This is a genomic window from Brevibacillus sp. HD3.3A (assembly GCF_013284375.2).
Lineage (GTDB): Bacteria > Bacillota > Bacilli > Brevibacillales > Brevibacillaceae > Brevibacillus > Brevibacillus parabrevis.
Window position 1 is genome coordinate 1336116 of the sequence record NZ_CP085874.1, and the last position, 24637, is coordinate 1360752.

Here is a 24637-nt window from a genome sequence, read left to right on the forward strand (position 1 = left end):
GTTAGGCTATTTCCGGAGTGGAGTAGCCGTTTTCTCGTCCCAGGAGGGGAGGGGCACAATGAAAGACTTGGTAGATAATGAATGCAGGAGCAGTCTTCTCTATCGCTCCTTCTTTGATCAAATGGTGCAAGCCGCTTTTTTGCTAGATCAATCAGGAAGCGTTTGCAAGGGAAATCCGGCTTGCGAAGCACTGACAGGCTTTTCAGCAGACGAGTGGGAAGGCGACCCGTTCTGGAAGCTGGCAGTTGCAGAAGAACAGGAAAGAGTGCGTCTGCAAACGCAGTGCGCGGTAAAAGGGGAGCCGAAGCCGTTTTGTACCTATTTTTCCCGCAAGAATGGCCCGCCTGTTCACGTACATATTACATATGGCGAGTTTTTTTCCGAAGGGACAACGATCGGATACTACGCGATGGTGCAAAAGATGTCGCAAGCCATGGCAGAGGCCAGCGAGGTCAAACAGTGCAAAATACTGGACCTGTCTCTGGAAGCGGCTTTTGTCTATGAAAAGGGCGTGCTGCGCTATGTCAACCAGTCTGGCATCAGGCTCATCGGGGCACAGCGTTTCGAGGAACTGTTGCCGTATCCTTTCACATCCTTTTTTCATCCGCGAGACATGCCGTTGATTCGCGAGTTGCAAAAGCGGCTGGAGTGGGGAGAGACAGCGGCTCCGATCGAGGCGGAGCTGATCCGGCTGGACGGGGCGCGCATTGAAGTCGAGGTCTGCGGAACATCTGTCATGATTCAGGACAAGCTGTGCAAATACATACTCATTCGCGATATGACCGAGCGGAAAAGAGCGCATGAATTTTTGCAAAACTCGGAAAAACTGGCATTGGTTGGGCAATTGGCTGCCGGGATCGCTCATGAGATTCGCAATCCGCTGACTTCCTTGAAAGGCTTTGTGCAGCTGATGCAAGAAGATGGCATGAGAAAGCAGGAGTATTTTTCCATCATGAGCTCGGAGCTGGCCCGGATTGAGTTGATCGTCAGCGAACTGCTGGTGCTGGCCAAACCGCACGCTTCCGCCTTCGAGGTACGGGACTTGACCAACTTGATGAACCACGTCGTGACGCTTTTGGAAACGGAAGCGATCCTGCAAAAAGTGACGATTCGCATGGTCATGGAGTCGCCGCTGCCGATGGTGCATTGCGATGAGAACCAGCTGAAGCAGGCATTCATCAACTTTTTGAAAAACGGGATCGAAGCCACATCCGGCAGCGGAGAAATCGTCATCCGGCTGTGGTGCGAGAGGGACAAGGTTGTCATCCGTTTTGAGGACAATGGAGTAGGGATACCCGAGGAGCAGCTTGCTCGTCTGGGCGAGGCGTTTTTCACGACCAAAGAGTCAGGAACCGGACTGGGATTGATGGTCAGCCGCAGAATCATCGAAAACCATCGCGGGACATTACGGCTCATGAGCACCCAGGGCAGAGGTACGACGGTAGAGGTATGTTTGCCCATTATCAGTTAACAGGGCGCGAGCGGCGAAGGGGAGGACAAGCAAATGGCTGACTGGAAAAACAGAAATACGGTGCTGACAGCGGGGTTTGCCCAAATTCCCAAAGGGACGACACTGTACGAGGTGTCGACGATGGTCGGCTGTGTGCTCATCATCGACGCGGATGACGGTGTGATATGCGATGCCAGCTTTACTTTTGTGATGGACAAGACCAGTGAGTTTTTGGTCAGTTTGCTCGTGGGCAAGTCTGTGGCAGCAGGGATGCAGGAAATTACGCAGACGATTCAGGAGCGTTTCCTCGCCCCCGGCCAGGGAGCTGTTTTGCAGGCAATTCGTGCAGCTGTCGATCGATATCATGAGAAAAAATCGTAAGACTACCCAATAGTCGGAGGGTTGTTCATGCATGAAGACCACGCCGTAAAAGAAGCGTATGCAAAGCAGTTGTTGGAGCGTTACAGCGACTGGCTCAGCCGTGTGGAATCAGTAGATCCGCAGGAAATCGAGGCAGTCGCTGTCGAGATAGACGAAGTATTTTCCGCAGATGTCGGACAGCTGCACAAGGAGCTGCTGGGCAAAATCAGCGCCTTGCGCGACAAAGTGTCCGAAATGATGTGGATGTCGGAGCACATGAAGATTTTGCACGACTTGAGCCACATTTTTGCGAAGACGTTTGAAGAGGACAAGATTTTGTGGAAAGCGTTCGAGCTGGTTTCGCGCGTGATGCGCACAGATGCGTTTTTCATTGCGTTTTTTGACGAGGGCGACAGTGAGATCAGGATTCCGATCAGCATCGACGACGGTGTCAATTACGGGCCGCTTGTCATTCCGTACGGACAGGCGCTCATCTCCAGAGTGATCGAGACGAAGCAAACGATCCACATCCGAACGATGAAGGGAGAGCCGAGCGAGCCGGAAATGATCCGCTGGGGCAGCCCGGAGATCGACACCAACACTTGTATTTTCGTTCCCTTGATGCTGGGGAATCAAATCAAAGGCGTGATCTCGGCCCAGTCGTATCTCGAATTTGCCTATAAAAAAGAGCACGAGGAGCTTTTGAAAATGATCGGCTTCCAGGTGGCGAGCGCGATTGAGACGGCGCGTCTGTACGATCGCATGTACCAAATGTCTTTTCAGGATGAATTGACCGGGCTTGCCAACTACCGGGCGTTTCACCGCGATTTGGAGCAGTTGCTGGGAGAAGAGGATTCGGCGGTTGCCTTGATCATGCTCGATTCGGACAGCCTGAAATCGGTGAACGATCTGTACGGGCATCATGCCGGGGATGAGCTGATCCGCAGAATTGCCCAAGCGATGCGGACGGTGGCGGACAAAAAAGAGAACGCCTATCGTTATGCAGGAGACGAGTTTATGCTGCTGTGTCCACAGGCGAGCATGAAAGAGGCGGAAGAAAAGGTGAGGGCGATTCGCGACTTTTTGCGTTTGCATCCCTTGCTTCAGGACAATTGCTGTATTCCAATCGGGGTCAGTGTCGGCATCGCCCGGTTTCCGGACGACAGCAACACGGCGGACGGCTTGAAGCGGGCAGCCGATGAGGCACTGTACCGCTCCAAGCGCAGAGGCAAAAACTGTACGACCGTGTATGCGACAGGCTAGGCTTTCGGCTGTCGCAGGGCAAAAAGGAAAGTGAGCAGCGGCGAAATCCACAGGTAGATCACATACGGCAAGTAATCGATCGTCGCTACGTGCAACGTAGAGGTGAAAAAGGCTCCGCTGACGCCCCAGGGGATGAGCGGGTTAACCAATGTACCGCAGTCTTCCAATGTGCGGGAAAGACGTCGGCCCTCGATTCCTTGCTCGGCAAACGCATCGCGGAACATTTGTCCCGGCAGCAGGATCGACAAGTATTGCTCCCCTGTCAGCACATTGACGAGGATGGAAGACGATCCGGCCAGTCCGACCATGCCTGCCGCTTTTTTGATCCGTTTGATCATGCCTGCGAACAAGGCGTGGAACACACCGCTGTATTGCAGGATGCCGCCGAGAGACAGGGCAATCAAAATCAAGGCGAGGGACCAGGTCATGGACAACAGCCCTCCCCGGTTTACGATAGAAGCAACGGCTTCGTTGGCGATCTCGCTGGCGAAGCCGTTTTGCATGACGTTCATCCATTCGACAGGGGAATGAACACCTTGCATCAGGGCAGCTGTGGCGATTCCGCTCAAAATCCCGAAGACGAGCGTCGGGAGGATCGGCTTGCGCAGGGCAGAGCAGACGAGCACGACGGCAGCAGGCAACAAAGTCGCTATGCCAAGCGAAAAGTTTTGTTCCAAAGACAACTGGATCGCTTGGATGGCATCGAGGCTCACGTTCGCGGACTGCCCTTGAACGACGAAGAAAATCGCAGTAATCGCCAGCGCCGGAATCGCGGTATGCGACATGAATTTGACGTGATTCATCAGCGAGACATTGGCGATAGCCGCAGCAAAGTTGGTCGTGTCCGACAGGGGAGACATCTTGTCCCCAAAACAGGCTCCGCAAATAATCGCTCCGGCGGTCATCAACGGATCAAGCCCAAGCGCAGTGGAGACACCCATCATCGCCACGCCGATCGTGCTGATCGTCGTAAACGAGCTGCCAGTGACAGTCGAGACAATCACGGTCAAAAAGAGGGCGCTGATCGTAAAATATTCCGGCGAAATCAAGGAAATGCCGAGGTGCAGGATCATCGGCACAGTTCCGCTCATCATCCAGACGCCGATCAAAATGCCGATCAGGCACAAAATCAGCATCGGCGCGATCGCGGTTTGAATGCCTTTGACCAAGCCTTCCTCCATCTGCTTCCAAGGCACGCCGAACAGGCGCAGCAGAGTGGCTGCCGCAATCGTGGCGGCAAAAAGCGGCATGTGTGGTTCTACTTTCCCCCAGAATAAGGCGGGAAACAGGATGCCGAATATGATCAAGAGCACCCAGAGACTTTGGGAAAAGGAAATAGTTTTGTTCATGATGGCAACTCCTTGCAAAGACTGGCAAGCAAAAGCGGACAAGCTGCACAGCTTTCTACTTTTGTGCTTTGTCGCTTTTTGGCTTTTTTGCTTTTGTGCGTTCAAGCGATAGGCTGACTTTATCCTGAATGCCCAGCTTCGTCAACGCGTTCAAATAAATTCAGAATAGCAAAATAATACGGAGTAGTAGCACATTTCTTGCGATCATAAGCTTGGCTGGCATATCGCTCCATGGGAAAAAGCTTATTTAAAATGATTACAAAAAGATATTGACTTTTACTTTATATCTAGTAAAATGAGAAATGTTCCTAGTTGATAATAATTATAATTTGGATGCGAGAAAGGGGGAGCCATACATGTATGATGTCATCATCATTGGTGGCGGTCCGGCTGGTACATCCGCTGCCATATACACAGCCCGGGGAAATTTGAAAACACTCGTAATCGACAAGGCACCCGGCACAGGTGCGCTTGCCCTGACACATAAAATCGCCAACTACCCTGGTGTAGAAGGCGAAATGACTGGAAAAGAACTGCTGGATAAAATGCGCAGACAGGCAGAGAGCTTCGGCGCTGAATTTATCCAGACGACGATTTCCGCTGTCGATGTCGAAGATGAGGTGAAAAGCATCTTCACGGCGCATGGCACTTTTGAAGCGAAGGCTGTCATCGTCGCTACCGGCTCCAAAGGTCGCAACCGGATGCTGCCAGGCGAAGAGGCGCTGCTCGGTCGCGGTGTCAGCACATGTGCGACATGCGACGGCGCTTTTTATGAAGGAAAGCATGTCGCTGTGATCGGCGATTCGGAGGAAGCGTTGGAAGAAGCGCATGCGCTGACCAAATTTGCAGATAAAATTACTTTCCTCGTACCGCGTGGCGACCTGCAAGGAGTCGAAGAAGTGCCTGAGCTGCCTAATACGGAAATCTTTTTCCGCTCCCGACCTTTGGAGATTGTCGGTGAAAAGGCAGTAGAGGGCTTGCGCGTCCGCACAGCGGAAGGCAACGAAGAGCTGCTTGCGGTAGACGGTGTGTTCGTCTTTTTGTCCGGCAGCAAGCCCGGGACGGATTTTCTGGACGGACAGGTTCCGCTCGACGACGAAGGCTTCATGATCCTCGACGAATACATGCAGTCTTCTGTTCCGGGCGTGTTCGGAGCAGGAGAGGTTCGCAAAACTCCGGTCAAGCAAGCTGTCGTGGCTGCGGCTGACGGAGCGATTGCGGCGATGGCTGTCGACAAGTACATCAACAAACGTTCCAAAGTGGTTCCCCAATACAAATAATCGACGACTATAAAGGAGAGATTTTCTCATGGCACAAGCAATCGTATACTCCAGCACAAACTGCAGCTTCTGCAAACAACTGAAAACATATTTGACCGAACAAAACATCGCTTTTGAAGAGCGCAACATTGACGAAAAAGAAGAATTTGCCCAAGAACTGAACCGTCTCGGCGTGATGTCCGTCCCTTTGACGGTCATCGGTGAAAAGCAAATCCTCGGCTTCAACCCGACCCGCATCAAAAAAGCGCTGGCAGCTCTGGAAGAGACTGCACAGTAATTCATCGCCGCTGTTTCGATCACTTACGCCCACTGACTATAAAAAGCGCAACAGGAAAAGGAGCGATTGATGATGACAACGCAACAAACTGTACAACTGCAAGTAGGAAAACCGGCACCAGACTTCAACATGCTCTCCACGAAAAACTTGGAGACATTGGAAGAGCGCGTGACGCTGGCTGATTACAAAGGCAAATGGCTGATCCTGTTCTTCTGGCCGTTCGACTTCACCTTCGTTTGCCCTACCGAAGTCACTTCCTTCAGCGACAACATGGAAGAATTTGAGGATCTCGATTGCGAAGTGCTCGGCGTGTCCACAGACAGCGTACACACTCACCGCGCATGGATCAAAACGCCGCGCGACCAAAACGGAATCGGTCCAGTCAACTTCCCGATAGCGAGCGACTTCAACAAAGACACAGCGCGTGCGTACGGCGTACTGGATGAAGAAACAGGCGCAGCTCACCGCGGACTGTTCATTATCGACCCGGAAGGAATCTTGCGCTATCAAGTCGTTACAGACATGAACGTAGGCCGCAGCGTCGACGAAACAACTCGCGTGCTGCAAGCTCTCCAGGCAGGCGGACTGTGCCCTGCAAACTGGAAGCCTGGCATGAAAACTTTGTAATTTCGTCTAGTCAAACAGCATAAGCGTGAAAAAAGAGGCAATCTCACCGTCCTGGTAAGGCGGAGATTGCCTCTTTTTTTGCAGTCTTCCTTACCACGAAAAACAGAAGAGTAGGGCTATTCGCCGATTCGAAACGGCTTTTACAACTTTTCTCCTGTAATTTTTATGTAAAGATCAGACGATATCGGCAAAAATCAGTCATTTCCAAATAGTAGCAACCTACTATTTTTCCTGCCTTTCCCAAATGGAAAACTTCAAGCACATATACCTAATTGTCAGAAAAATATGGGTCAGATGGACGGTCGGGTTGCAGGACTTCGCACCAAAAAAAGTAGGCCGATGGGGGCGAATATGCTTTTGCATTACATTTTCATGACAAATAGGCAAAAGAGACATTAGTGAATTTCGTCTATGGGAACCGTTTGCCCCCTATGTTTACAATGACAGTGATGTTGGGCGAGAGAGCCGGCAGCCGCTCGCGGCAGCGGCAGCTTATCGGAGGTTGACGGGAATTGGAACCAAAAAAGAATAGACGCAAGCGTTGGGCGAGTCTCATGGCCCTGATGGTGATAGGCGCAAGCGCGGTGTGGTGGTTCTGGGACGCAGACCGGGTCGAGAGCATGGAGACGACGTCTGGCATCCAAATCAAGTTTCGCACGGAAGGCGATCAGCTCCAGGTATTCCAAGCGGAAAAATGGCAGCCGTTCTTTGCAAAAGGCGTCAATCTGGGGGCGTCGCTGCCAGGACATTATCCGGGAGAGCTGCCCATTCAAAAAGAAGACTACTTGCGCTGGTTCGCGATGATCGACGAGATGGGCGCGAATGTCATCCGCGTATACACGATTCACCCGCCTGCTTTTTATGAGGCGCTCGTTGAGTTCAATCGCAGCAAGGCAGGATCACCGCTCTATTTGATGCAGGGCATCTGGAGCCCGGAGGAGTTGTTGATCGAGAAAAAAGACGCGTATTTGCCAGAGATTCGCGAGCAGTTTCGCCAAGAGATCAAGGACGCGGTCGGGGCTGTTTACGGCGAGGTCACTCTGCCGGAGAAGTCAGGCAAGGCGAGCGGCAAATATGCGGCGAATGCAGGCAAATACTTGATTGGCTGGCACACCGGAACGGAGTGGGACCCGGTCATGGTGCAAAACACAAACCGTTTGCACCAGAAGCTGCCGCCGTATCAGGGGAAGCATTTTAACGCCACGGCGGATGCTACCGCTTTTGAGACCTGGATCGCCGAAATGGTCGATACGGTCGCAACAGAAGAAAGCAAGTACGGCTGGCAGCACCCGATGACGTTTACCAACTGGGTGACGACCGATCCGCTGTCGCATCCGGGAGAACCGTTGCATCACGAAGATTTGGTCAGTGTGGACCCTATGCATATTCAGCCAGTGAAATGGGAGGCGGGCTACTTCGCGTCCTACCACGTCTATCCGTACTATCCGGATTTGTTCCGTTACGATCCGGCCCTGCAACAAGTGAAAAACGACGCAGGGCAAATCGACACGTACAAGGCGTATTTGCGGCAATTGAAGGCGCATCACAAAAACATGCCAGTCATGGTTACGGAGTTCGGTGTCCCGGCGTCAGTCGGAATCGCTCACCTGGGCAATCTCGGACGCAATCAGGGCGGGCACTCCGAGCGGCAGCAAGGCGAGATCGACGCGGCGCTCATGCGCGAAATTCATCAGGAAGGATACGCCGGCGGCATCCTGTTCGTCTGGCAGGATGAATGGTTCAAGAAAACGTGGAACACGATGCGCTTCGAACTGCCGGAAGATCGCCGTTCCTTTTGGCTCAACGTCCTGACCAACGAGTCGTTGTTCGGCGTCCTGGGGATGTATCCGAACAAAGAAGGCGTGCTCGTCATGGATGGCGATCGTTCCGACTGGGATCAGCTCAAACCGGAGGAGAAGCAGAAGCTCGACATCCGTGTTCCCGGTATCGACGAAATCTGGATGACGCACGACGAAGGCTATGTGTATATGCTGGCGAAGCTTGCGCACCCTTTTGACCCGGAAAAAGCAAAGCTGTATTTCGGTGTCGATACGATTCAGGGAGGCAACAAGCACACGGCACAACTGCCCGGACTTACGCTGGACGAAGGATGGGAGACGCTGATCGAGCTGGGCAAAGCCGAGGAGAGCCAGATTCAGATTGCGGCAAACTACGACTTCCACACGCGGCTTTACGGGAAACGGTACGGGATGCTTGAAGTGAAGGAAGAGGAACTGCGCGACGATTCCGGTGTATTCAAGCCGTGGAAACTCGCCGTGGGACTGGAGATGGAGCCGCCCGACAGCAAGACGTACCATCCGCTGGAAGAAGTGCTGGTCGGGAAGCTTTTGCGGGGAACGACCGATGCCCAGGACCCGCAGTACGACTCGCGGACGGCCTGGCAGGCAAAAGGCGATGTGGTAGAGCTGAGAGTGCCGTGGATGCTGCTTGGATTCACCGATCCGAGTTCGCTTGCGGTCATGAGCTACAAGGATGCTGGCAAAAGCTTTTCATCAGAGACGAGCAAAGGAATCAGGCTTTTGCCCATTCTCGTCGAGCGCTCGACGCAAAGCATTGTCGGGAAAAACGAGCTGCCTTCCCCTTATCCGGTGTCGCAGCTTCCGATCTACTCCTGGCCAGCCTGGGAGCAGGTCGGTTACCACGAGCGGAAAAAGCAAAGCTATTCGATCATCCAAAAAGCATGGAAACAGATACAGGCTCCCGTGACAGACAAAGCTCAACCTTAAATGTTGGACAGGAGAGTGGCAAATGTGCAAACACCTTTGGCGACAGCAATTGTTTTTGTGTACACGCTAAGCGGGATTACCGTGCTGGGATTGCTTGCCTTGTTCGCACTGAAGCTGCGAAATTTATCGGCAGAGAAGCAGGCACGCATGTGCGAAGAAAAATACCGCGATTACTTCGTCTACTTGCAAGCTTACGGCGAAGAGGAAGAACGCCTGAAGGTGCCCTACGGCGAGGTGACGCAAAAGGAAAAGCAGCTCATTCAAAAAAAGCTGTTTGAACTGATGGAACGCTTTACGGGCGTCCATAGGCAGAAATTGATCCAGCTCTGCGAAGATATGGGACTCGTTGCACACGATCTCGAACGGCTGCGGAGCGGCTGGAAATGGACGCGAGTCGACGCCGCCTACAATTTGGGGGTCATGCGATCCGGCCAGGCAGCGCCTGATTTGCTCGTTCTGTTGCAAAAAAGCGGGGTAAACGATCCGAGCCTGTTCATCTTTGCCAGGGCGATTGCCAAATGCGCCCGAGATGCGGAAGACCTGCGGCAGATGGCGGAGTATGTCGTGCGGATGAAAAAGAACGTTCACCAGCTCATTGTCGACATGATCAGCGACTCGCAGCTGGACACGACTTCGTTTTATACCGAATGGATCCGCGACAAAAATCCGGAATTGGTCAAAATCGGGTTGATCGGCTTCGCCGTGCACGCTCAGCCTGAACTGGAGCCGGGATTGTCCAGGCTGGCGCTCTCTGCTGACAAAGAGGTGCGGATCAAGGCCGTGAAGCTCATGTGCCGCGACATCCGCTATTTGAACGACCAGACGATCAAAGACTTTTTGAACCACAAAGATTGGGAAATACGCGCCTTGATCGTCAAAGCAATCGGGGCGATGCAGCTTGCGGACTATGTGCCCGCCCTGAAAAAAGCGGTTGGCGATGCCAACTGGTGGGTGCGGCATCACAGCGCCCGCAGCTTGACGCAGCTGCAAGCAAAAGGCTTTTCGGCTCTGTGCGACATATTGCGGGAAGAGGGCAGCAATCCGAAAAGCGAGATGGCTCAGCAAATTATCCAGGAAGAGCTGGAAAAAGCAGAGCGCAGCCTCGGTGGCGAGCCAAGCACAGAAAAGCTGTTGGATTACAATGAAAAGCTGCATTTGTACCGCAAGTCGTGCAAAAAAACCATTTCCACCGTTCAGGCGATGGAAGGATAAGCAGAAAGGAGGCCCGCATGAGAGAGTTTTTGCTGTACTACGGAATGTTTGCCATCTACTACGTCATGGCGATCAATTCCTTGTATTTTATCATCATGCTGTTTTCGTTCAAAAGCATCATGGGGATTTTGAAAAGCTCGATTTATTCGCGCTTCCAGGCATTGTCCGGCTCGGAGCACGTACCGCCGATTTCGATTCTCGTGCCTGCCTATAACGAAGAGCTGACAATCATTGAGAATGTGCGATCGCTGCTTGCGCTGAACTATCCGCGGTATGAGGTGATCGTGGTCAATGACGGCTCCAAGGATGATACTTTGCAAGTGTTGATCCAAGAGTTTTCCTTGACGATATCCAAACATTTGCCAGTTCAGCCGCTGCTGCACACTTCACAGGTCAGGGGCATTTACCACAACCCGGATTTCCCCAACTTGTACTTGATCGACAAAGAAAACGGGGGCAAAGCGGACTCGCTGAACGCCGGAATCAATTTGTCGCACTATCCGCTGATCGCTTCGATTGATGCCGACTCGTTGCTGGAAAAAGATGCGCTCATTCGCATTGCCAAGGTGTACATGGAAAACCCGGAGGAAACCGTGGCGATCGGCGGCGACATTCGGATTGCCAACGGCTGCAAAATCGAGAACGGCGTGGTCAAAGAAATTCGCCTGCCGGACAAATTTTTGCCGATGATGCAGTCGGTGGAATACTTGAAGGCGTTTCTCGGCGGACGCATCGGCTGGAGCGCGATCAACGGCCTGATCATCGTCTCGGGGGCGTTCGGCGTCTTCCGCAAAGACTACGTGGTCAAAGTCGGCGGCTATCGCGAGGGGTATCCGGGCGAGGACATGAACATCATCATCAAGCTGCACAAATACATGCTGGAAAACAAGCTGCCGTACCGGGTAGCGTTTTGCCCGGACGCCGTCTGCTGGACGCAAGCGCCCGACTCGTTGAAAATTTTGGGCAGTCAGCGCCGCCGCTGGGGGCGGGGCAACCTGAAAAACATGATCGAATACGGCAAGCATATGGTACTGCGCCCGAAATACAAGCTGTTCGGGATGCTGACGCTGCCTTTCAACATTTTGTTTGAGACATTGAATCCGTATTTCCGCATTACGGGACTGCTGGCGCTGATCGGCTATACGCTTTTGGACATGACGAACAGCCACGTTCTTCTGATTTACGGCTTGCTCAACGTGCTGTACGGCGTACTGCTCGGCATCGGGTCCCTGTTGCTAGAGGAAATCGCATTTCGACGCTATCCCCGTTTTCAGGACATCGTCAAAATGCTTTTCTATACCATACTCATGTTTTTCGGCTATCGGCAAATCGGCGTCATCTGGAGATTCCTCGGACACATTGAATATTTGCGGAACAACAATTCGTGGGGAACGATGACCCGGACGAGCTGGCAGTCGAAAAGCAATAAAAACATTTCCAGTCTGGAGGCTTGATCATGAGTAATCTCGTACCTGCTTTTTATGAGCTTCTGAGCAAAATGGAAGAGCGAAGCGTGGCGTGCGGCGTCATTTTGGCTGCTTGCAAAAACGTTTCGGCGGAGTCGCTGGAGCTGGTCAAACGGGACATGGAGGCACAGCTAAAAGACGGGCTCACGTTGCATGCCGCATACGACAAAAACAAGCAAATTCTCGGTATTTTGCTAGAACAGAAGAAACTGGCAGATACCCATTTTTACGCCCTGCAAATCAGGGATTACATGCTCTCGCGCAAGCTGCTGACTGGCGGCATGTACATCGCCAGCTTCCCGGAAAGCTCCCGTTCCACAGCGCAAATGCTGATGCGAATGATCCAGGAAATGAAGGAGCAGAGCGAGCCGGGCAGCATCAGCGTATACGAGCAGCACGGCAATCAGAGACAGCAGGAGCAGGCGAGCATCTTGCTCGTCAATCCGGATGAGACGGTCAACGAGTTTTTGCGCATCTATTTGCAGCGCAAAGGCTACCAGATCACGGTCGCCCACGATGGAGGAGACGGCGTGGAAAAGCTGCGCCAGGCCGCTTTTGATCTCGTCATTACCGATCTGAATTTGCCTGTATTAAACGGCTACCAGCTGATGGAAAAAATTCGCCACCTCGGTCAGGAAGCGATGAGCAAAATCATGGTGCTGACGGACAAAAAGCTGGAAGAAGACGTGCAAAAATCGTTTGCCCTCGGGGCGTCCGACTACATGACGAAGCCATTTTCGCCAGTAGAGCTGGAAGCCAGAGTCAAGCGCTTGATTTCATAAAGAAAAAGGGAGAGAAACCGGGATGACTAGATACGAGGAGCTACAGAAAAAAATTGCCGACAAAACAGCGAGAATCGGCGTAATTGGACTTGGCTACGTCGGGCTGCCGCTCGCAGTGGAAATTGTGAAAAGCGGGTACACCGTAGTAGGAATTGATTTGCACGAAGGAAAAATCGAGAGCTTGAAAAACGGACAGTCCTACGTCCAGGACATCGCCAATGAAACGTTGCAGGAGTGCCTGGCAACCGAGCGCTTTTTGCCAACGAGCGAATATCGCGTCATCGGGGAGCTGGACGCGATCAGCATTTGCGTTCCGACGCCGCTCAGTCCGAATCAGGACCCGGACACGTCCTACATCACGAATGTCGTGGAACAAATTAAAACGTACATGCGACAAGGGCTGCTCATCACTCTGGAGAGCACGACGTATCCGGGAACGACCGACGAGCTGATCGGACGCGAGCTGGAGAAGCTCGGCTATGTCACAGGTGTCGACTTTTTCCTTTGCTACTCGCCGGAGCGGGTCGATCCGGGCAATCGCAAGTTCAACACGTACAACACGCCGAAAATTATCGGAGGGACAACGGAGCGTTGCATCGAGCTGGGAACGCTGTTGTACGGCAATCTGGTCAAAACAGTGGTTCCTGTCTCCTCGCCAAAAGTGGCGGAAATGTCCAAGCTTTTGGAAAACACGTTTCGCAGCGTCAACATCGCGTTCATGAATGAAATGGCGATGATGTGCGACAGAATGGGCATCAACGTCTGGGAGGTAATCAAGGCCGCATCGACCAAGCCATTCGGGTTCATGCCGTTTTATCCGGGACCTGGGATCGGTGGGCATTGCATACCGCTCGATCCGATGTATCTGTCTTGGAAAGCAAAAGGCTATCGCTTCCACAGCCAGTTCATCGAAATTGCCCAATCGATCAACGACAATATGCCAGACTACGTGCTGAACAAGACGGCACAAGTGCTGAACATTTACGCCAAGGCGATCAACAGCTCGCGCATCCTCATTTTGGGCATGGCCTACAAGCCGGATATCGACGATCTGCGCGAGTCCCCGGGCCTGGAAATTTACGAGCTGTTCAAAAAGAGCGGTGCGCAGGTGGACTATTTCGATCCGTACGCGCAAAGCTTCCTCGACAAAAAGGGGCAAGTTGTTTCTTCCATTAATAATGACTACGACTTGTTCAAAACGTACGATTGCATGGTGCTCATCACCAACCACAAATGCTTTGATTATCAGGAGCTGGCTGATTTGGGCATCGCGATTATCGATACACGCAATGCCTTCGACGGAATCAAGAATCCGAATGTGTATCGCATCGGCACCTCGGTAGCGATCCAGGAGGAAAAACAGATTGTAAGCTTGCTGGCGTAAACAGCGCCGGGCAACAGAAGGAGGAGTTACGAACATGTGCGGAATCATGGGATACATCGGGTACAGACAAGCACAACCCATTTTGATCAACGGCCTGAAAAAGCTGGAATACAGAGGCTATGACTCGGCTGGCATCGCGATTTGCGATGGAGAGTCTATCGCCGTGCGCAAGGCGAAAGGAAGAATCGATGCGCTGGTGCAAAAGACCGAGCAATCCGGGCTATCCGGCTCCATCGGCATCGGGCACACGCGCTGGGCTACGCACGGGCGTCCTTCCGATGAAAATTCACATCCTCACTTGGATGCGACCAACAAGTTTTCGATTGTCCACAACGGCATTATCGAAAACTACCTGGAGATCAAGCAGGAGCTGATCGAGCAGGGTGTCGCGTTTCGCTCGGAGACAGACACGGAAGTGATCGCCCACCTGCTGGCGCGGGAATACGCTGGCGATCTGGTCGCGGCGGTACGCGCAGTGGCAGGGAAAATTCGCGGAGCGTTTGCTCTCGGAGTCATGTCGGAATACGAACCAGACAAGCTCGTCGCGGTACGCGTGGCGAGTCCGCTGATCATCGGAGTGGGGGAGAACGAGAATTTTATCGGCTCTGACATTCCCGCTATTCTGGAGCATACGCGCGATGTGTACGTTTTGGAGGACGGCGATCTGGCTGTGCTGACGAGTGATTCTGTGCGGGTCATGAGCCTTTTGACAGACGATCCTGTCAAGCGCGAACTCGTCCGCATTGACTGGGACAAGGAGCAGGCGGAAAAAGACGGGTACGCCCATTACATGGAAAAGGAAATCCATGAGCAGCCGCGCGCTCTGCGCAATACGATGACAGGGCGGATCGACGAGACAGGACAGAAGGTTATTTTTCCTAATCTTCAGTTATCGTCTCGATCTGTCAAGCAAATCGAGAAAATATACATCGTCGCATGCGGCACCGCCTATCACGCGGGCTTGATCGGCAAGCACGTCATCGAGAGTCTTGCCCAAATCCCGGTCGAGGTGGATGTCGCTTCCGAGTTCCGCTACCGCCGACCGTTGTTTGCGAAAAATACGTTGACGATTGCCGTCAGCCAGTCCGGGGAAACGGCGGATACGCTCGCTGCCATGCGAGAGGCGAAGCGCAACGGATCGGCTGTCCTCGCCATCACCAACGTGGTCGGCAGCTCGATTGCCCGTGAAGCAGACGATGTGATCACGACCAATGCCGGGCCAGAAATCGCCGTCGCTTCCACGAAAGCGTACACTTCCCAGCTGATCGCCTTTTATTTGTGGGGAATGTATTTGGCGCAACAAAAAGCGACGATGGCCCCGCAAGAGATTGCTGCGCTGCTCGGGAAGCTGAAAGAGTTGCCAGAGCAAGTCGCAGAGATTTTGACCCATGCCAAGCAGTTGCGGCATTTTGCCGAGTCGATCAAGGACGAGCGCCAGTTGTTTTTCATCGGGCGCGGAATCGACTTCGCCGTTTCCATGGAAGGCTCGCTCAAGCTCAAGGAAATCTCCTACATCCACTCCGAGGCGTACGCGGCGGGAGAGTTGAAGCACGGCACCTTGGCCTTGATCGAAGAAGGGACGCGGGTGATCGCGCTGTCCACGCAGGACGCGCTGCATGAGAAAATGATCAGCAACATTACGGAAGTAAAAGCGCGCGGCGCCAACGTGCTCGGCATTACGCACGAAGACCATCTCGACTTGCATCGGACAGTGGATGATGTGTGCCTGATTCCGAAGACAGATGCGCTGCTCTCCCCTGTGCTTAGCGTCATTCCGCTACAGCTCATCGCTTACTACACGTCAGTCGTCTTGGGCAATGATGTAGACCGTCCACGCAATTTGGCCAAAAGTGTAACAGTTGAGTAGGCTGATCCGTCCATGGTTAAGAACCACAATACGGGACTGACTGGGAGGAACGAGCGAATGAGCACCTCGAAGCCGGAGTTGAATCAGGAAGTATTGCTTGCGATCATGCTCCAAGCCTATCAGCTGGGCGTGCAGAGGAAAGATGTTGATTTGAACATGATGATCCACACATTGACGTATGAATTGAAACCGTATTTGGAACCACAAATCCAGCAAGGCCCGCTTGCATCCAGTCAAGGGGCCAAAGTGGAGGCGACAGGATGAACATACACGCAGTAGTGCTTGCAGCAGGAAAAGGCACCCGAATGAACTCATCGCTCTACAAAGTGATGCATCCGCTGTGCGGAAAGCCGATGATTGAGCATGTTGTCGATGCGCTTGTTCCATTGGCATTGCGAAATCTGGTGGTGATCGTCGGACACGGAGCGGAAGCGGTGAAAGAGCAGCTGGGCAACCGCGTGCAGTACGCCTTGCAAAAAGAGCAGCTTGGCACAGCGCACGCCCTCTGGATGAGCAGCGGCATTCTCGGGGAGCAAGAAGGTGTAACGATTGTCCTGAACGGCGATACACCTCTCGTCCAGAGCGAAACATTGCAGGAGCTGCTCGACTGCCATCAGGCCAAACAGGCTGCGGCGACCGTGCTGACCGCCGTCGTGGACAACCCGACAGGCTACGGGAGAATTATCCGCGATGAGAATGGAGCCGTCCGCAAAATCGTCGAGGAGAAAGACGCGACGCTGGGACAAAAAAAGGTGAACGAAATCAGCACAGGAATTTTTTGCTTCGACAACCGGAAGCTGTTTGCCACTCTCCCGCATGTTTCCAACGAGAACGCCCAAGGTGAATATTACTTGCCGGACGTCCTCGCATTGTTGCAGGAGCAAGGCGAGCTGGTGGCTGCATCGGTGGCAGCGGACGCGGAAGAAGGCGCGGGAGTCAACGACCGGGTGCAGCTCGCCTACATGGAGCAGCTCATGCGCAAGCGAATCAACGAGCGCCACATGCGCAGAGGGGTAACGATGGTTGATCCCAACGCCACCTATATCGATTCTACCGTGACGATTGGCCGTGACACGGTGCTCTATCCCGGCACCGTTTTGCTGGGACAAACCCGGATCGGGGAAGGCTGCCAGATTGGGCCGCATGCCCAGGTAAAAGACATGAATATCGAGGATTACACGAGAGTTCCGCCATTTTCGGCGTTTGACGGGAACAGGCACACAGACAGGGCATTGGCATATGCAGGGGCGGCGACAAGCGGGCAGAGCTACGAGCAGAAATGATGCGCGCACTACGCAAATACGGCCCGCTCTGGGCAGGCGTTGTGCTGCTCGTGGCAGCCTCCATTCTCATGCTCACACTCGCAAATCAAACCCGTCAAGCCCTGACGACAGCTACCTGGATATGGGATGCCAAACAGATCGAGACACAGACCGACGAAATGATCGACTTCGCCAGGCAAAATGAGATCAATCTGATTTACCTGCACATTGAACCGACTGCGGTTGCTCCGCACACGTACCGCTCCTTCGTCCGCAAAGCGGGACAGGCTGGCATTTTGGTGGAGGCGCTTGGCGGCGATCCCAACTGGGCGCTGACCAAGAATCGCCAAAGTATCGATGAGCTGATCTCCTGGGTGAAGGCGTACAACAAGCAGGCGAAGGCAAACGAACGCTTCTCAGGCATCCATGTCGACATCGAGCCGTATTTGCTGCCGGACTGGAAGGAATCCCGGCAAGAAGTCGTCCGGGAGTGGCTGAAAAATGTTACATACTTGGTGGCTGAGACGAAAAAAGACACCGATTTGACGGTCAGCGCGGACTTGCCGTTCTGGATCGACTCCGTGTCGGTTCCGGGGAGCGAAGAAAAAGTGAGCAACTGGATGGTGGAACGGCTCGACAGCATCACGCTCATGGCGTACCGCAATCGTGCCGAGGGGAACAACGGCATTGTGGAGCTTGTCAAAAAGATCGTCGCCGATGCCAATTCCCGAAAAAAAGGCTCCGTCATCGTCGGGGTCAACATCATGGAATCGGCGGAAGGCGCACATGTCAGCTTTTTTGCTGACGGCCCGACGGAGATGAAAAACCAGCTGGTCATTTTGCAAGAAGTGCTGTCAGACAATCCTGCCTTCGCGGGAAGCGCCATTCACGACTACGAAAGCTGGAAGCAAAGTATAGAAGCCAACGAGAGGAGTAGCTAACATACATGAAAGCCGCGCCCATCTACCTTAGTGCACTCTGCCTGACGCTCGGCTTTCTGTTCGGCTTTTCCCCAGCGGAAAAAAAGAGTAAGGCCACGTGGATTTGGCAATCCGAGATGATTGGAGACGAGAAACGGGAAATTCTGGCCTTTTGCCAGGAAAACGAGATCAATTTGATTTACTTGCGGATCGAAATGAACAAGCCGTTTGATTACTACCAGGCTTTTATTCGCGAAGCAAGTGCGCTGGGGATCGAGGTTCACGCTGTCGCTGGTCATCCCGCCTGGGCGCTTGCCAGCAACGAAAAGCGAATGCTCAACATCGTCAAGTGGGTGAAGGCATACAATCTGGAGGCGACTGATCAGGAGCGAATCCGCGGTATTCAACTGGATATCGAGCCGTATTTGCTGCCGTTTTGGGACACCGATCGCGAACGGGTGCTCCGCGAGTGGCAAGCGAACATGCAGGCATTCACGCGGGAAGTGAAACGGCAGCCCGACCTTGTGGCGAGTGCGGCGATCGCTTTTTGGCTCGACGATATATCCATGCCGGATCAAAAAGATGTTTTTGTGTCCGAGTGGATGATCGAGCAGTTTGATACGGTGTGCATCATGGCGTACCGCGATACGCTCGCCGGGAACAACGGCATCCTTGCGCTGGTCGAGGATGAGCTGAGAGAAGCGGACAAGCTGGGCAAACGGGTGATGGTGGCAGTCAACATGAAAAAGCTCAGCGACGATCACGCTTCCTTCGCCGAAGAAGGTGCGATGGAGATGAACCGCCAGCTTGCGCTTTTGCCGGAAAAGCTGGGAGATCATCCCTCCTTTTCCGGTGTGGCGATCCACGATTATCGGCATTGGAAGGAGGCTGCGCCGTTGGAGCCGGTTCCGAAAGCGCGTTACAGAGGCACCTATATATGGCGAGCCGAATTGATCGGCACAGAAAAAGCGGAAATTCTCGCCTTTGCCAAACAGAACGGGGTCAACCTGTTGTACGTCCGGCTTGATTTGGAACAGCCGCCTTCCTATTATCGTGATTTCGTCCGCCAAGCCAAAGCTGCGGGGATCGAAGTGCACGCCATGGGCGGTCATCCGATCTGGGCGCTGGCTGAGAGCAAAGGGAAAATCATGAAGCTCGTCAACTGGGTGAAGGCGTACAACCGCTCCGTCAGCGAGGACGAACAGTTTCACGGCATCCATCTCGATATCGAGCCATATGTCATGCCTGTCTGGCGGGAAGACAAGGACGAGGTATTGCGCCAGTGGATGGGCAATATTGAAGCGTTCGTGGAGGAGACGAAGCGAGACGGCGAACTGGAAGCAAGCGTCGATCTCGCAGCGTGGCTGGATCATACGCCAGTGCCGGGACAGCCTGATCTGCCGTTTTCCCACTGGATGATTCAGCAGCTGGATCATACGACTTTAATGGCTTTTCGCGATTCAGCAGACCGAATCGTCGGACTGGTAGAGCAGCAGCTGGCGTACGCGCAAAGCATCCAGAAAAATATTGTCGTCGCCGTGGAAACGAAGGAAAGTCACGAAGGGAGCGGCATCTCGTTTTACGAGGAAGGGATGACCGAGATGGAGCGGCAGCTAAAGCAGGTGACGAAATCGCTTGCGCCGTACGAATCGTACATGGGCCACGCCATCCACGCTTACGATTACTGGAAAAACGGGAAAGAGTAAAAAGCAGGCAAGACGCGCTACGAGCTGGCGAGTGTTGTACAATGAAGAGAGGAAGGTCGGTGGAAGAGAGGGGAAACGATCATGCGTGACAGTTCCAACAGACATCGGGGTCTCCCGCCTCGCACGCCTGAGCTTTTGTACAACGTCGTTCGCAAGTTTTACCGCGGTGCCGTCAGCCATTACGACCTGATCCAGGAGAAAAAGCAGGAGGCTTACGCCTGTTTTGAACAGATGCAAGCTACTGGTGACGATCAGCCGTTGCGTGCCGCTCTTGCGACTCTGTTTTTGGAATTTCATTTTTACACGACTTGCTGGCTGCAAATCGAGTTGGCGCTGTACCGCTTGGCCCGTCAGGATGAGCGGCTGGCGAAGGTGATGGATACGTTTCGGACTGCACTGGAGACACATGTGGCTGTCCGCGAGCAACTGGAGCAGACAGAGGCATGTGTAGCCGCCCAATTCGCAGCGGGAAGCTCCGGCTTGTCCTGTGTCGGGGTGGAACGCGACGCCTATTTGTTCGACAGCTTCACGTTCACAGTCGACGAGACGAGCCTGGCGCAGTTGCACGCCCTGTTTGCCGCCGTCGAGGAACAGCGCACCATGTCTACAAGTGAAAAAGCGTGACCGTCTTTAAGGGCGGTCACGCTTTTTTTGATCGACAGGCTTGCGGTCTGTTGATGCCAATGTGAGGGGACGGTCTGTATAGTTAACCTTGCTGGTTCCGTTTCAGGTGGCAGTAGTCCTTTTATTCGGTTCATTGATTGTCGTGTAATTTGCATTGTTTCGTTATAGGCAAGTTGAACCTGGTGTTTTACGAAAGGTACACTTTAGTCAGATGTAATTTCTAATTCACCATCTTCTCCACTTACAGAAGCAACAACATCAATTGTAAGGTAAGCTACACTCCCGTAAAAAACTCGATCTAAAGTATATGTCCAAGATTTTTTCTTGCTCTTTGTCCAACCACTTGTGTAAGTCTCGTCAACAGTTTTGCCAATATATGTACCGCTAGTACCAACAACACCGTATCCCACAATCCGTACATCTGTTTTATAGGAGTCAGGAGTTCCGCTGGTCACTTTGGTGGTTATATCCCCTTCAATAGTATTTTGCCAAATGCCTAGAGCTGTTTCGAGAGTACCTTTTATAGAGCCAGCGAACACGTCATTGTCGGCTGCACCTTTTACTTTGTGTGTTTTTACCGAATCAGTAACAGCTTTTGCTTGTATTTGGTTACTGGTGGTTTTTTGGGGGACTGAAATAACTCTAGTTCCGTACGTCTTGATAAATTCCAGATCCTCACCCTCAATTACTTCGTTAATATCATATTTATTAGCAATTTCTATAAGCTTTTTTTTAATCATTTCGTTACTTACGGTTGAATAATCTATGCTAGCAGAGGCTTTTGTAGAGGGTGTTTCGGCAGCAAAAGCGCTTCCTGTTAATAGTGCTAGAGACAATGTTGCTGCAGACATAACTGAAAAAATCTTTTTCAAATTAATCATCCTCCTATTCATGAAAATATTTCCATTTACAATATTAACCTTAATTTTATTTATTTGTAAATAATATAGTTGATTTTTGTTAATTATTAATTGATAAAATATAATGACAACTTTACTTTCTAGTATTTTTGGTGAAAAATGGTATTTATAAGGGCTGTGAAAGGAGGGGTATGAATGTCGGCTATTGGGGTGCCAGGAATCATAATCCTGATCCTATTTATAGCAGCAATTGTAGCTTTGATTGTGAAACTGAACCGTCCCAAGTAATAAGTAACGGATTACTTTAACAAAAAAAGAATGCTGCACGTAGAAAGTTACGCCAGCATTCTTTTTGTTATTTTTCGTTCCTATACAATGTTTAGCTGATTGTTACGTTTCTCGATAGTGTGAAGAAGTCGCAGTCTAGTAAGATCCCGGGAAGATCGAACCTGTATGTGGCGCTGCTGCCTGACCAGGCGCGTTCAACTGACGAACTTCTTGCACGTTGGTTCCAGCGAAGCCAGGAGAGAAAATCGATTGTGCCCCAAGGCCGATCGAAGGCTGGTGTTGCTGATATTGCTGCGGCTGGTTGTAGTTTGCCTGCATGCCATATCCGCCTTGCGCGGTTGGGGAAGCATAGCCGCTTTGGTTGAGCTGACGCACTTCCTGAACGTTTGTATTCGCGAATCCAGGAGAGAAGATGCTGCCTGTCAGCGCAGGAGGATAGGAAGTTTGTGCAGCATAGTGCTGCTGACCTGTGTAGCCAGCGTATCCCGGTTGATTTTGCTGGCGCACTTCCTGCGCGTTTGTTCCGGCAAAACCGGGAGAGAAAATCGAATTGATGCCGGCGCCGTACGATTGCTGGTACGCAGGCTGAGCCGGAATGTAGCCTCCCGATTGGTGCATGATGGATTGCAATGCCTGGTTTTGTCCATAGCCTTGCTGTTGCTGACCATAAGCTTGTTGCTGGTTGTAGCCTTGTGCTTGCGGAGCCTGATAGCTGTGGTTCAGCTGTCTGACCTCCTGTGCATTGGTGCCCGCGAAGCCTGGAGAGAAAATGGACTGTCCTTGGCCGATACCGCCGCCCGCAGGCATGCCGTATGTAGGAGTCCCGATCGATTGGGCATGTCCACCGTGATTCCAGTGTTGTACCTCCTGAACGTTTGTTCCGGCGTACCCTGGTTGAAGCATAGCCCCTGCTGGAGTCATCGCTCCGAGAAATTGTTGTTGTCCAGATTGCATTTGATTTTGGTTGTTTGTGTAGGTCATGGGTAAGACCACCTCCACGAGGTATTTTTACCAAGGTGGTTTTACTCATGCACGAATCGATGAAGCAAAAGAATTCGCATTAGGAAGAAAAAACATGCCGGACCATCAGCCGGCATGTTCCTGTAAATCGGTGAGAGTCCAATGGCCATAGGCGAGCCAAAGCGTAGGTTTGCCCGCTGGCCCGATGCTCGCTTTGACAGGCTCAAAGCCCAACGTTCGGAAAAAGGAAAGACTTGCCTCATTATCCAGACCTACGCGCACATACAGTTTGGGCAGACACTGACAGATGTGTTCCGTCAGTGCCTTGCCGATTCCGCGATGGCGGTAGCGCTTATCTACAACCAGGAAGGAATGACCCAGTCCACAGCGAGAAACAGCGAACAGTCCGACTACGTGCTTCCCGTTCATGGCAAGAGCGACACTGGTTTCCTGTTTGGAAAGCATCTTGGGGGTCAGGCGCGCGAGCCATTCGATTGCGTGCTGGGTGATGCGCCGCTCCCCTTCCTGACGGGCAAATCTCACCAAGGTTGCCTGAGATTCGGCCAGTGCTTGTGGAGGCAGGAGTACGTATTTCAACGATTTTTTCATGGCGATTACCCTGCGGCTGCTTCACGCCCGTTTTGCAATCGCGACACGTACTGAGCGTAGTGGATGAGGTTGGACAAAGACAATCGCCTGATGGAAGGCTCATCGAACTTCTCCGGTTTGGCATTGGCTTCAAAAAACCACAGACTGCCGTCTTCTGTCAGGCCGAGGTCCATCGACATTTCCGCCAGATCCGGGATTTCCTCATTCAAAGCGCGGGCGATGGCAAGTGCTGTCTCGTGAATCGAGTTTTCCATCTTTTCCGGATCTGCCTTGAACAAAGACTGGAGAACGGAAGACAAAGAGTGGATGGAGCCGCCGCGAGGCACGTGCGTAGTAATGCTTTGCGACCCGGAACGCCGGATGCCGACCCCGGTTACGCCCCATTCGCCTTTGCCGTCCTTTTGCACCAGCACCCGAACGTCAAACGGCTTGCCGTTGAAGCGTGCCCTGCGTATCCCCTGCTGCATGATGTACCGCTGCTGCCGCACATGGCTCTTCACATGCTTCCATAAATCGTCCAGATTGGAAAAACGGCGCGTGACGGCCTTTTGTTCCTTCAGCCGCTGAAGACGCCAGCCGTCATTTTTGTATTCAATGCGCATGATTCCTTCTCCGGCTTTGCCGCGCACGGGCTTGAGGTACACAAAGCGATGCTCGTTGCAAAAGCCTTTGAAGCGGGCGAGCGTATCGAGCTTTTTCGTCTCCGGCAAATAGGTCTGCACCTCAGGGTGTTTTTTCAGCATGGAGAAAAGCTCTTGCTTGTCAAAAAAGCAACGGTTGAACAAGGTGACGTTAGGCAGTTCGTCGATGCGGGCCAAAGCTTTTTTGACGTCGGGCCGCTGCTCGGCTTTGCGGGTTGGGATGCGGTTGTAGACGACATGCGGGAAAGGAAGGATGACTTCTTGCCACAAATTTTGCTTTTGGTTGTACAAATAGCCGCGAACCTTCTTTTTCTCCCAGTTGATGCCTTGGGGAGTGAAGACGTACACGAGTGCGCCCCATCGCTTGCCGGATTGTGAGATGTCTTTGAAGTTTTCGCGATTTCCCACAAAGGCCGTGCCTTCACCAACGGTCAAAATGCCGATGAGCGGACCTAGCTTCAGTGACTCGCTGTTGATCATTTTCCAGTTGATTCTCGTTCGAAAACGTCCTGGCTGCATCGCCGGCAAGCCCGTGTACACCCGTTTGTGATGAGAAAAGGGGCCGAGGCTTGCGAATAACTTTTTTTGCGACCGCTTGCCTAGAGCTTGCCGAGGTAGCTGTATGAACCATTTGCCGCTTGGGAGGATGGTCAGCCACCCGGAGCGCTGCTGAAGCATGGGTGTTCCTCCTTCCTGAAAAACG

22 protein-coding genes are annotated in these 24637 nt (G+C 52.6%); 17 read left to right on the forward strand and 5 right to left on the reverse strand.

The features are described 5' to 3' along the window. The first annotated feature begins 58 nt into the window (after positions 1 to 58). Genes HP435_RS06685 through HP435_RS06695 form a run of 3 tightly spaced genes read left to right on the forward strand, consistent with a single transcriptional unit; the run spans position 59 to position 3073 of the window. Positions 59 to 1471 (forward strand): PAS domain-containing sensor histidine kinase, encoded by a 1413-nt coding sequence (locus HP435_RS06685; protein WP_173596082.1) that lies wholly within the window; start codon positions 59 to 61, stop codon positions 1469 to 1471. Between the two features lie 33 nt (positions 1472 to 1504). Continuing rightward, positions 1505 to 1831: a DUF3870 domain-containing protein gene (locus HP435_RS06690; protein ID WP_063229137.1), complete on the forward strand. Its 327-nt coding sequence runs from the start codon at positions 1505 to 1507 to the stop codon at positions 1829 to 1831. A 27-nt stretch (positions 1832 to 1858) separates the two neighbouring features. Continuing rightward, positions 1859 to 3073 carry a sensor domain-containing diguanylate cyclase gene (locus tag HP435_RS06695; RefSeq protein ID WP_122962876.1) on the forward strand — a complete coding sequence of 405 codons (1215 nt, stop codon included), beginning with the start codon at positions 1859 to 1861 and terminating at the stop codon, positions 3071 to 3073. Here the strand turns inward: HP435_RS06695 and nhaC are convergent. Beyond that, on the reverse strand, positions 3070 to 4422 hold the full coding sequence (gene nhaC / locus HP435_RS06700; RefSeq protein WP_173596083.1) for a Na+/H+ antiporter NhaC: 1353 nt from the start codon (positions 4420 to 4422) through the stop codon (positions 3070 to 3072). The genes HP435_RS06695 and nhaC overlap by 4 nt on opposite strands. Before the next feature lie 356 nt (positions 4423 to 4778). On the opposite strand from nhaC, the gene HP435_RS06705 reads away from it, so the two are divergent. The 14 genes from HP435_RS06705 to HP435_RS06770 all read left to right on the forward strand — a co-directional run bounded on the left by HP435_RS06705 (position 4779) and on the right by HP435_RS06770 (position 20576). Beyond that, complete coding sequence (locus HP435_RS06705) at positions 4779 to 5702, forward strand: NAD(P)/FAD-dependent oxidoreductase (protein WP_122962877.1); 924 nt, start codon at positions 4779 to 4781, stop codon at positions 5700 to 5702. 28 nt (positions 5703 to 5730) lie between these two features. Then, a complete protein-coding gene (locus tag HP435_RS06710) occupies positions 5731 to 5979 on the forward strand; it encodes a glutaredoxin family protein (protein ID WP_122962878.1) in 249 nt (82 codons plus the stop codon). A gap of 72 nt (positions 5980 to 6051) precedes the next feature. Then, positions 6052 to 6606 carry a peroxiredoxin gene (locus tag HP435_RS06715; RefSeq protein ID WP_173596084.1) on the forward strand — a complete coding sequence of 185 codons (555 nt, stop codon included), beginning with the start codon at positions 6052 to 6054 and terminating at the stop codon, positions 6604 to 6606. A 512-nt stretch (positions 6607 to 7118) separates the two neighbouring features. Further along, positions 7119 to 9353, forward strand: coding sequence for a hypothetical protein (locus HP435_RS06720; RefSeq protein ID WP_122962880.1), 2235 nt, complete (start codon positions 7119 to 7121; stop codon positions 9351 to 9353). Between the two features lie 24 nt (positions 9354 to 9377). After that, positions 9378 to 10565, forward strand: coding sequence for a HEAT repeat domain-containing protein (locus HP435_RS06725; protein ID WP_173598444.1), 1188 nt, complete (start codon positions 9378 to 9380; stop codon positions 10563 to 10565). A 17-nt stretch (positions 10566 to 10582) separates the two neighbouring features. After that, a complete protein-coding gene (locus tag HP435_RS06730) occupies positions 10583 to 12019 on the forward strand; it encodes a glycosyltransferase family 2 protein (RefSeq protein WP_122962882.1) in 1437 nt (478 codons plus the stop codon). A gap of 2 nt (positions 12020 to 12021) precedes the next feature. Continuing rightward, the gene (locus HP435_RS06735) at positions 12022 to 12813 is read left to right on the forward strand and encodes a response regulator transcription factor (RefSeq protein ID WP_122962883.1); all 792 of its coding nucleotides are present in this window, start codon (positions 12022 to 12024) and stop codon (positions 12811 to 12813) included. 22 nt (positions 12814 to 12835) lie between these two features. Further along, entirely contained in the window at positions 12836 to 14197 is a 1362-nt protein-coding gene (locus HP435_RS06740) for a nucleotide sugar dehydrogenase (RefSeq protein WP_122962884.1), read from the forward strand. A gap of 34 nt (positions 14198 to 14231) precedes the next feature. Then, complete coding sequence (gene glmS, locus HP435_RS06745; RefSeq protein WP_122962885.1) at positions 14232 to 16064, forward strand: glutamine--fructose-6-phosphate transaminase (isomerizing); 1833 nt, start codon at positions 14232 to 14234, stop codon at positions 16062 to 16064. A 57-nt stretch (positions 16065 to 16121) separates the two neighbouring features. Beyond that, a complete protein-coding gene (locus tag HP435_RS06750) occupies positions 16122 to 16328 on the forward strand; it encodes a hypothetical protein (RefSeq protein WP_122962886.1) in 207 nt (68 codons plus the stop codon). Then, on the forward strand, positions 16325 to 17347 hold the full coding sequence (glmU, locus tag HP435_RS06755) for a bifunctional UDP-N-acetylglucosamine diphosphorylase/glucosamine-1-phosphate N-acetyltransferase GlmU (RefSeq protein ID WP_122962887.1): 1023 nt from the start codon (positions 16325 to 16327) through the stop codon (positions 17345 to 17347). The genes HP435_RS06750 and glmU overlap by 4 nt, the downstream gene beginning before the upstream one ends. Further along, positions 17347 to 18267, forward strand: coding sequence for a hypothetical protein (locus HP435_RS06760; RefSeq protein ID WP_173598443.1), 921 nt, complete (start codon positions 17347 to 17349; stop codon positions 18265 to 18267). Before glmU ends, HP435_RS06760 begins: the two co-directional genes overlap by 1 nt. 5 nt (positions 18268 to 18272) lie before the next feature. After that, entirely contained in the window at positions 18273 to 19952 is a 1680-nt protein-coding gene (locus HP435_RS06765) for a hypothetical protein (protein WP_173598442.1), read from the forward strand. Between the two features lie 81 nt (positions 19953 to 20033). Beyond that, positions 20034 to 20576, forward strand: a complete 543-nt coding sequence (locus HP435_RS06770) for a hypothetical protein (RefSeq protein WP_173596090.1) — start codon at positions 20034 to 20036, stop codon at positions 20574 to 20576. Between the two features lie 203 nt (positions 20577 to 20779). Here the strand turns inward: HP435_RS06770 and HP435_RS06775 are convergent, their stop codons facing one another. The 4 genes from HP435_RS06775 to HP435_RS06790 all read right to left on the reverse strand — a co-directional run bounded on the left by HP435_RS06775 (position 20780) and on the right by HP435_RS06790 (position 24612). Then, entirely contained in the window at positions 20780 to 21448 is a 669-nt protein-coding gene (locus HP435_RS06775) for a hypothetical protein (RefSeq protein WP_173598441.1), read from the reverse strand. 411 nt (positions 21449 to 21859) lie between these two features. Next, positions 21860 to 22705: a hypothetical protein gene (locus tag HP435_RS06780; RefSeq protein WP_173598440.1), complete on the reverse strand. Its 846-nt coding sequence runs from the start codon at positions 22703 to 22705 to the stop codon at positions 21860 to 21862. A 105-nt stretch (positions 22706 to 22810) separates the two neighbouring features. Continuing rightward, the gene (locus tag HP435_RS06785) at positions 22811 to 23293 is read right to left on the reverse strand and encodes a GNAT family N-acetyltransferase (RefSeq protein WP_173598439.1); all 483 of its coding nucleotides are present in this window, start codon (positions 23291 to 23293) and stop codon (positions 22811 to 22813) included. A gap of 5 nt (positions 23294 to 23298) precedes the next feature. Next, positions 23299 to 24612: a YheC/YheD family endospore coat-associated protein gene (locus HP435_RS06790; RefSeq protein ID WP_173596093.1), complete on the reverse strand. Its 1314-nt coding sequence runs from the start codon at positions 24610 to 24612 to the stop codon at positions 23299 to 23301. Between the last annotated feature and the right edge of the window lie 25 nt (positions 24613 to 24637).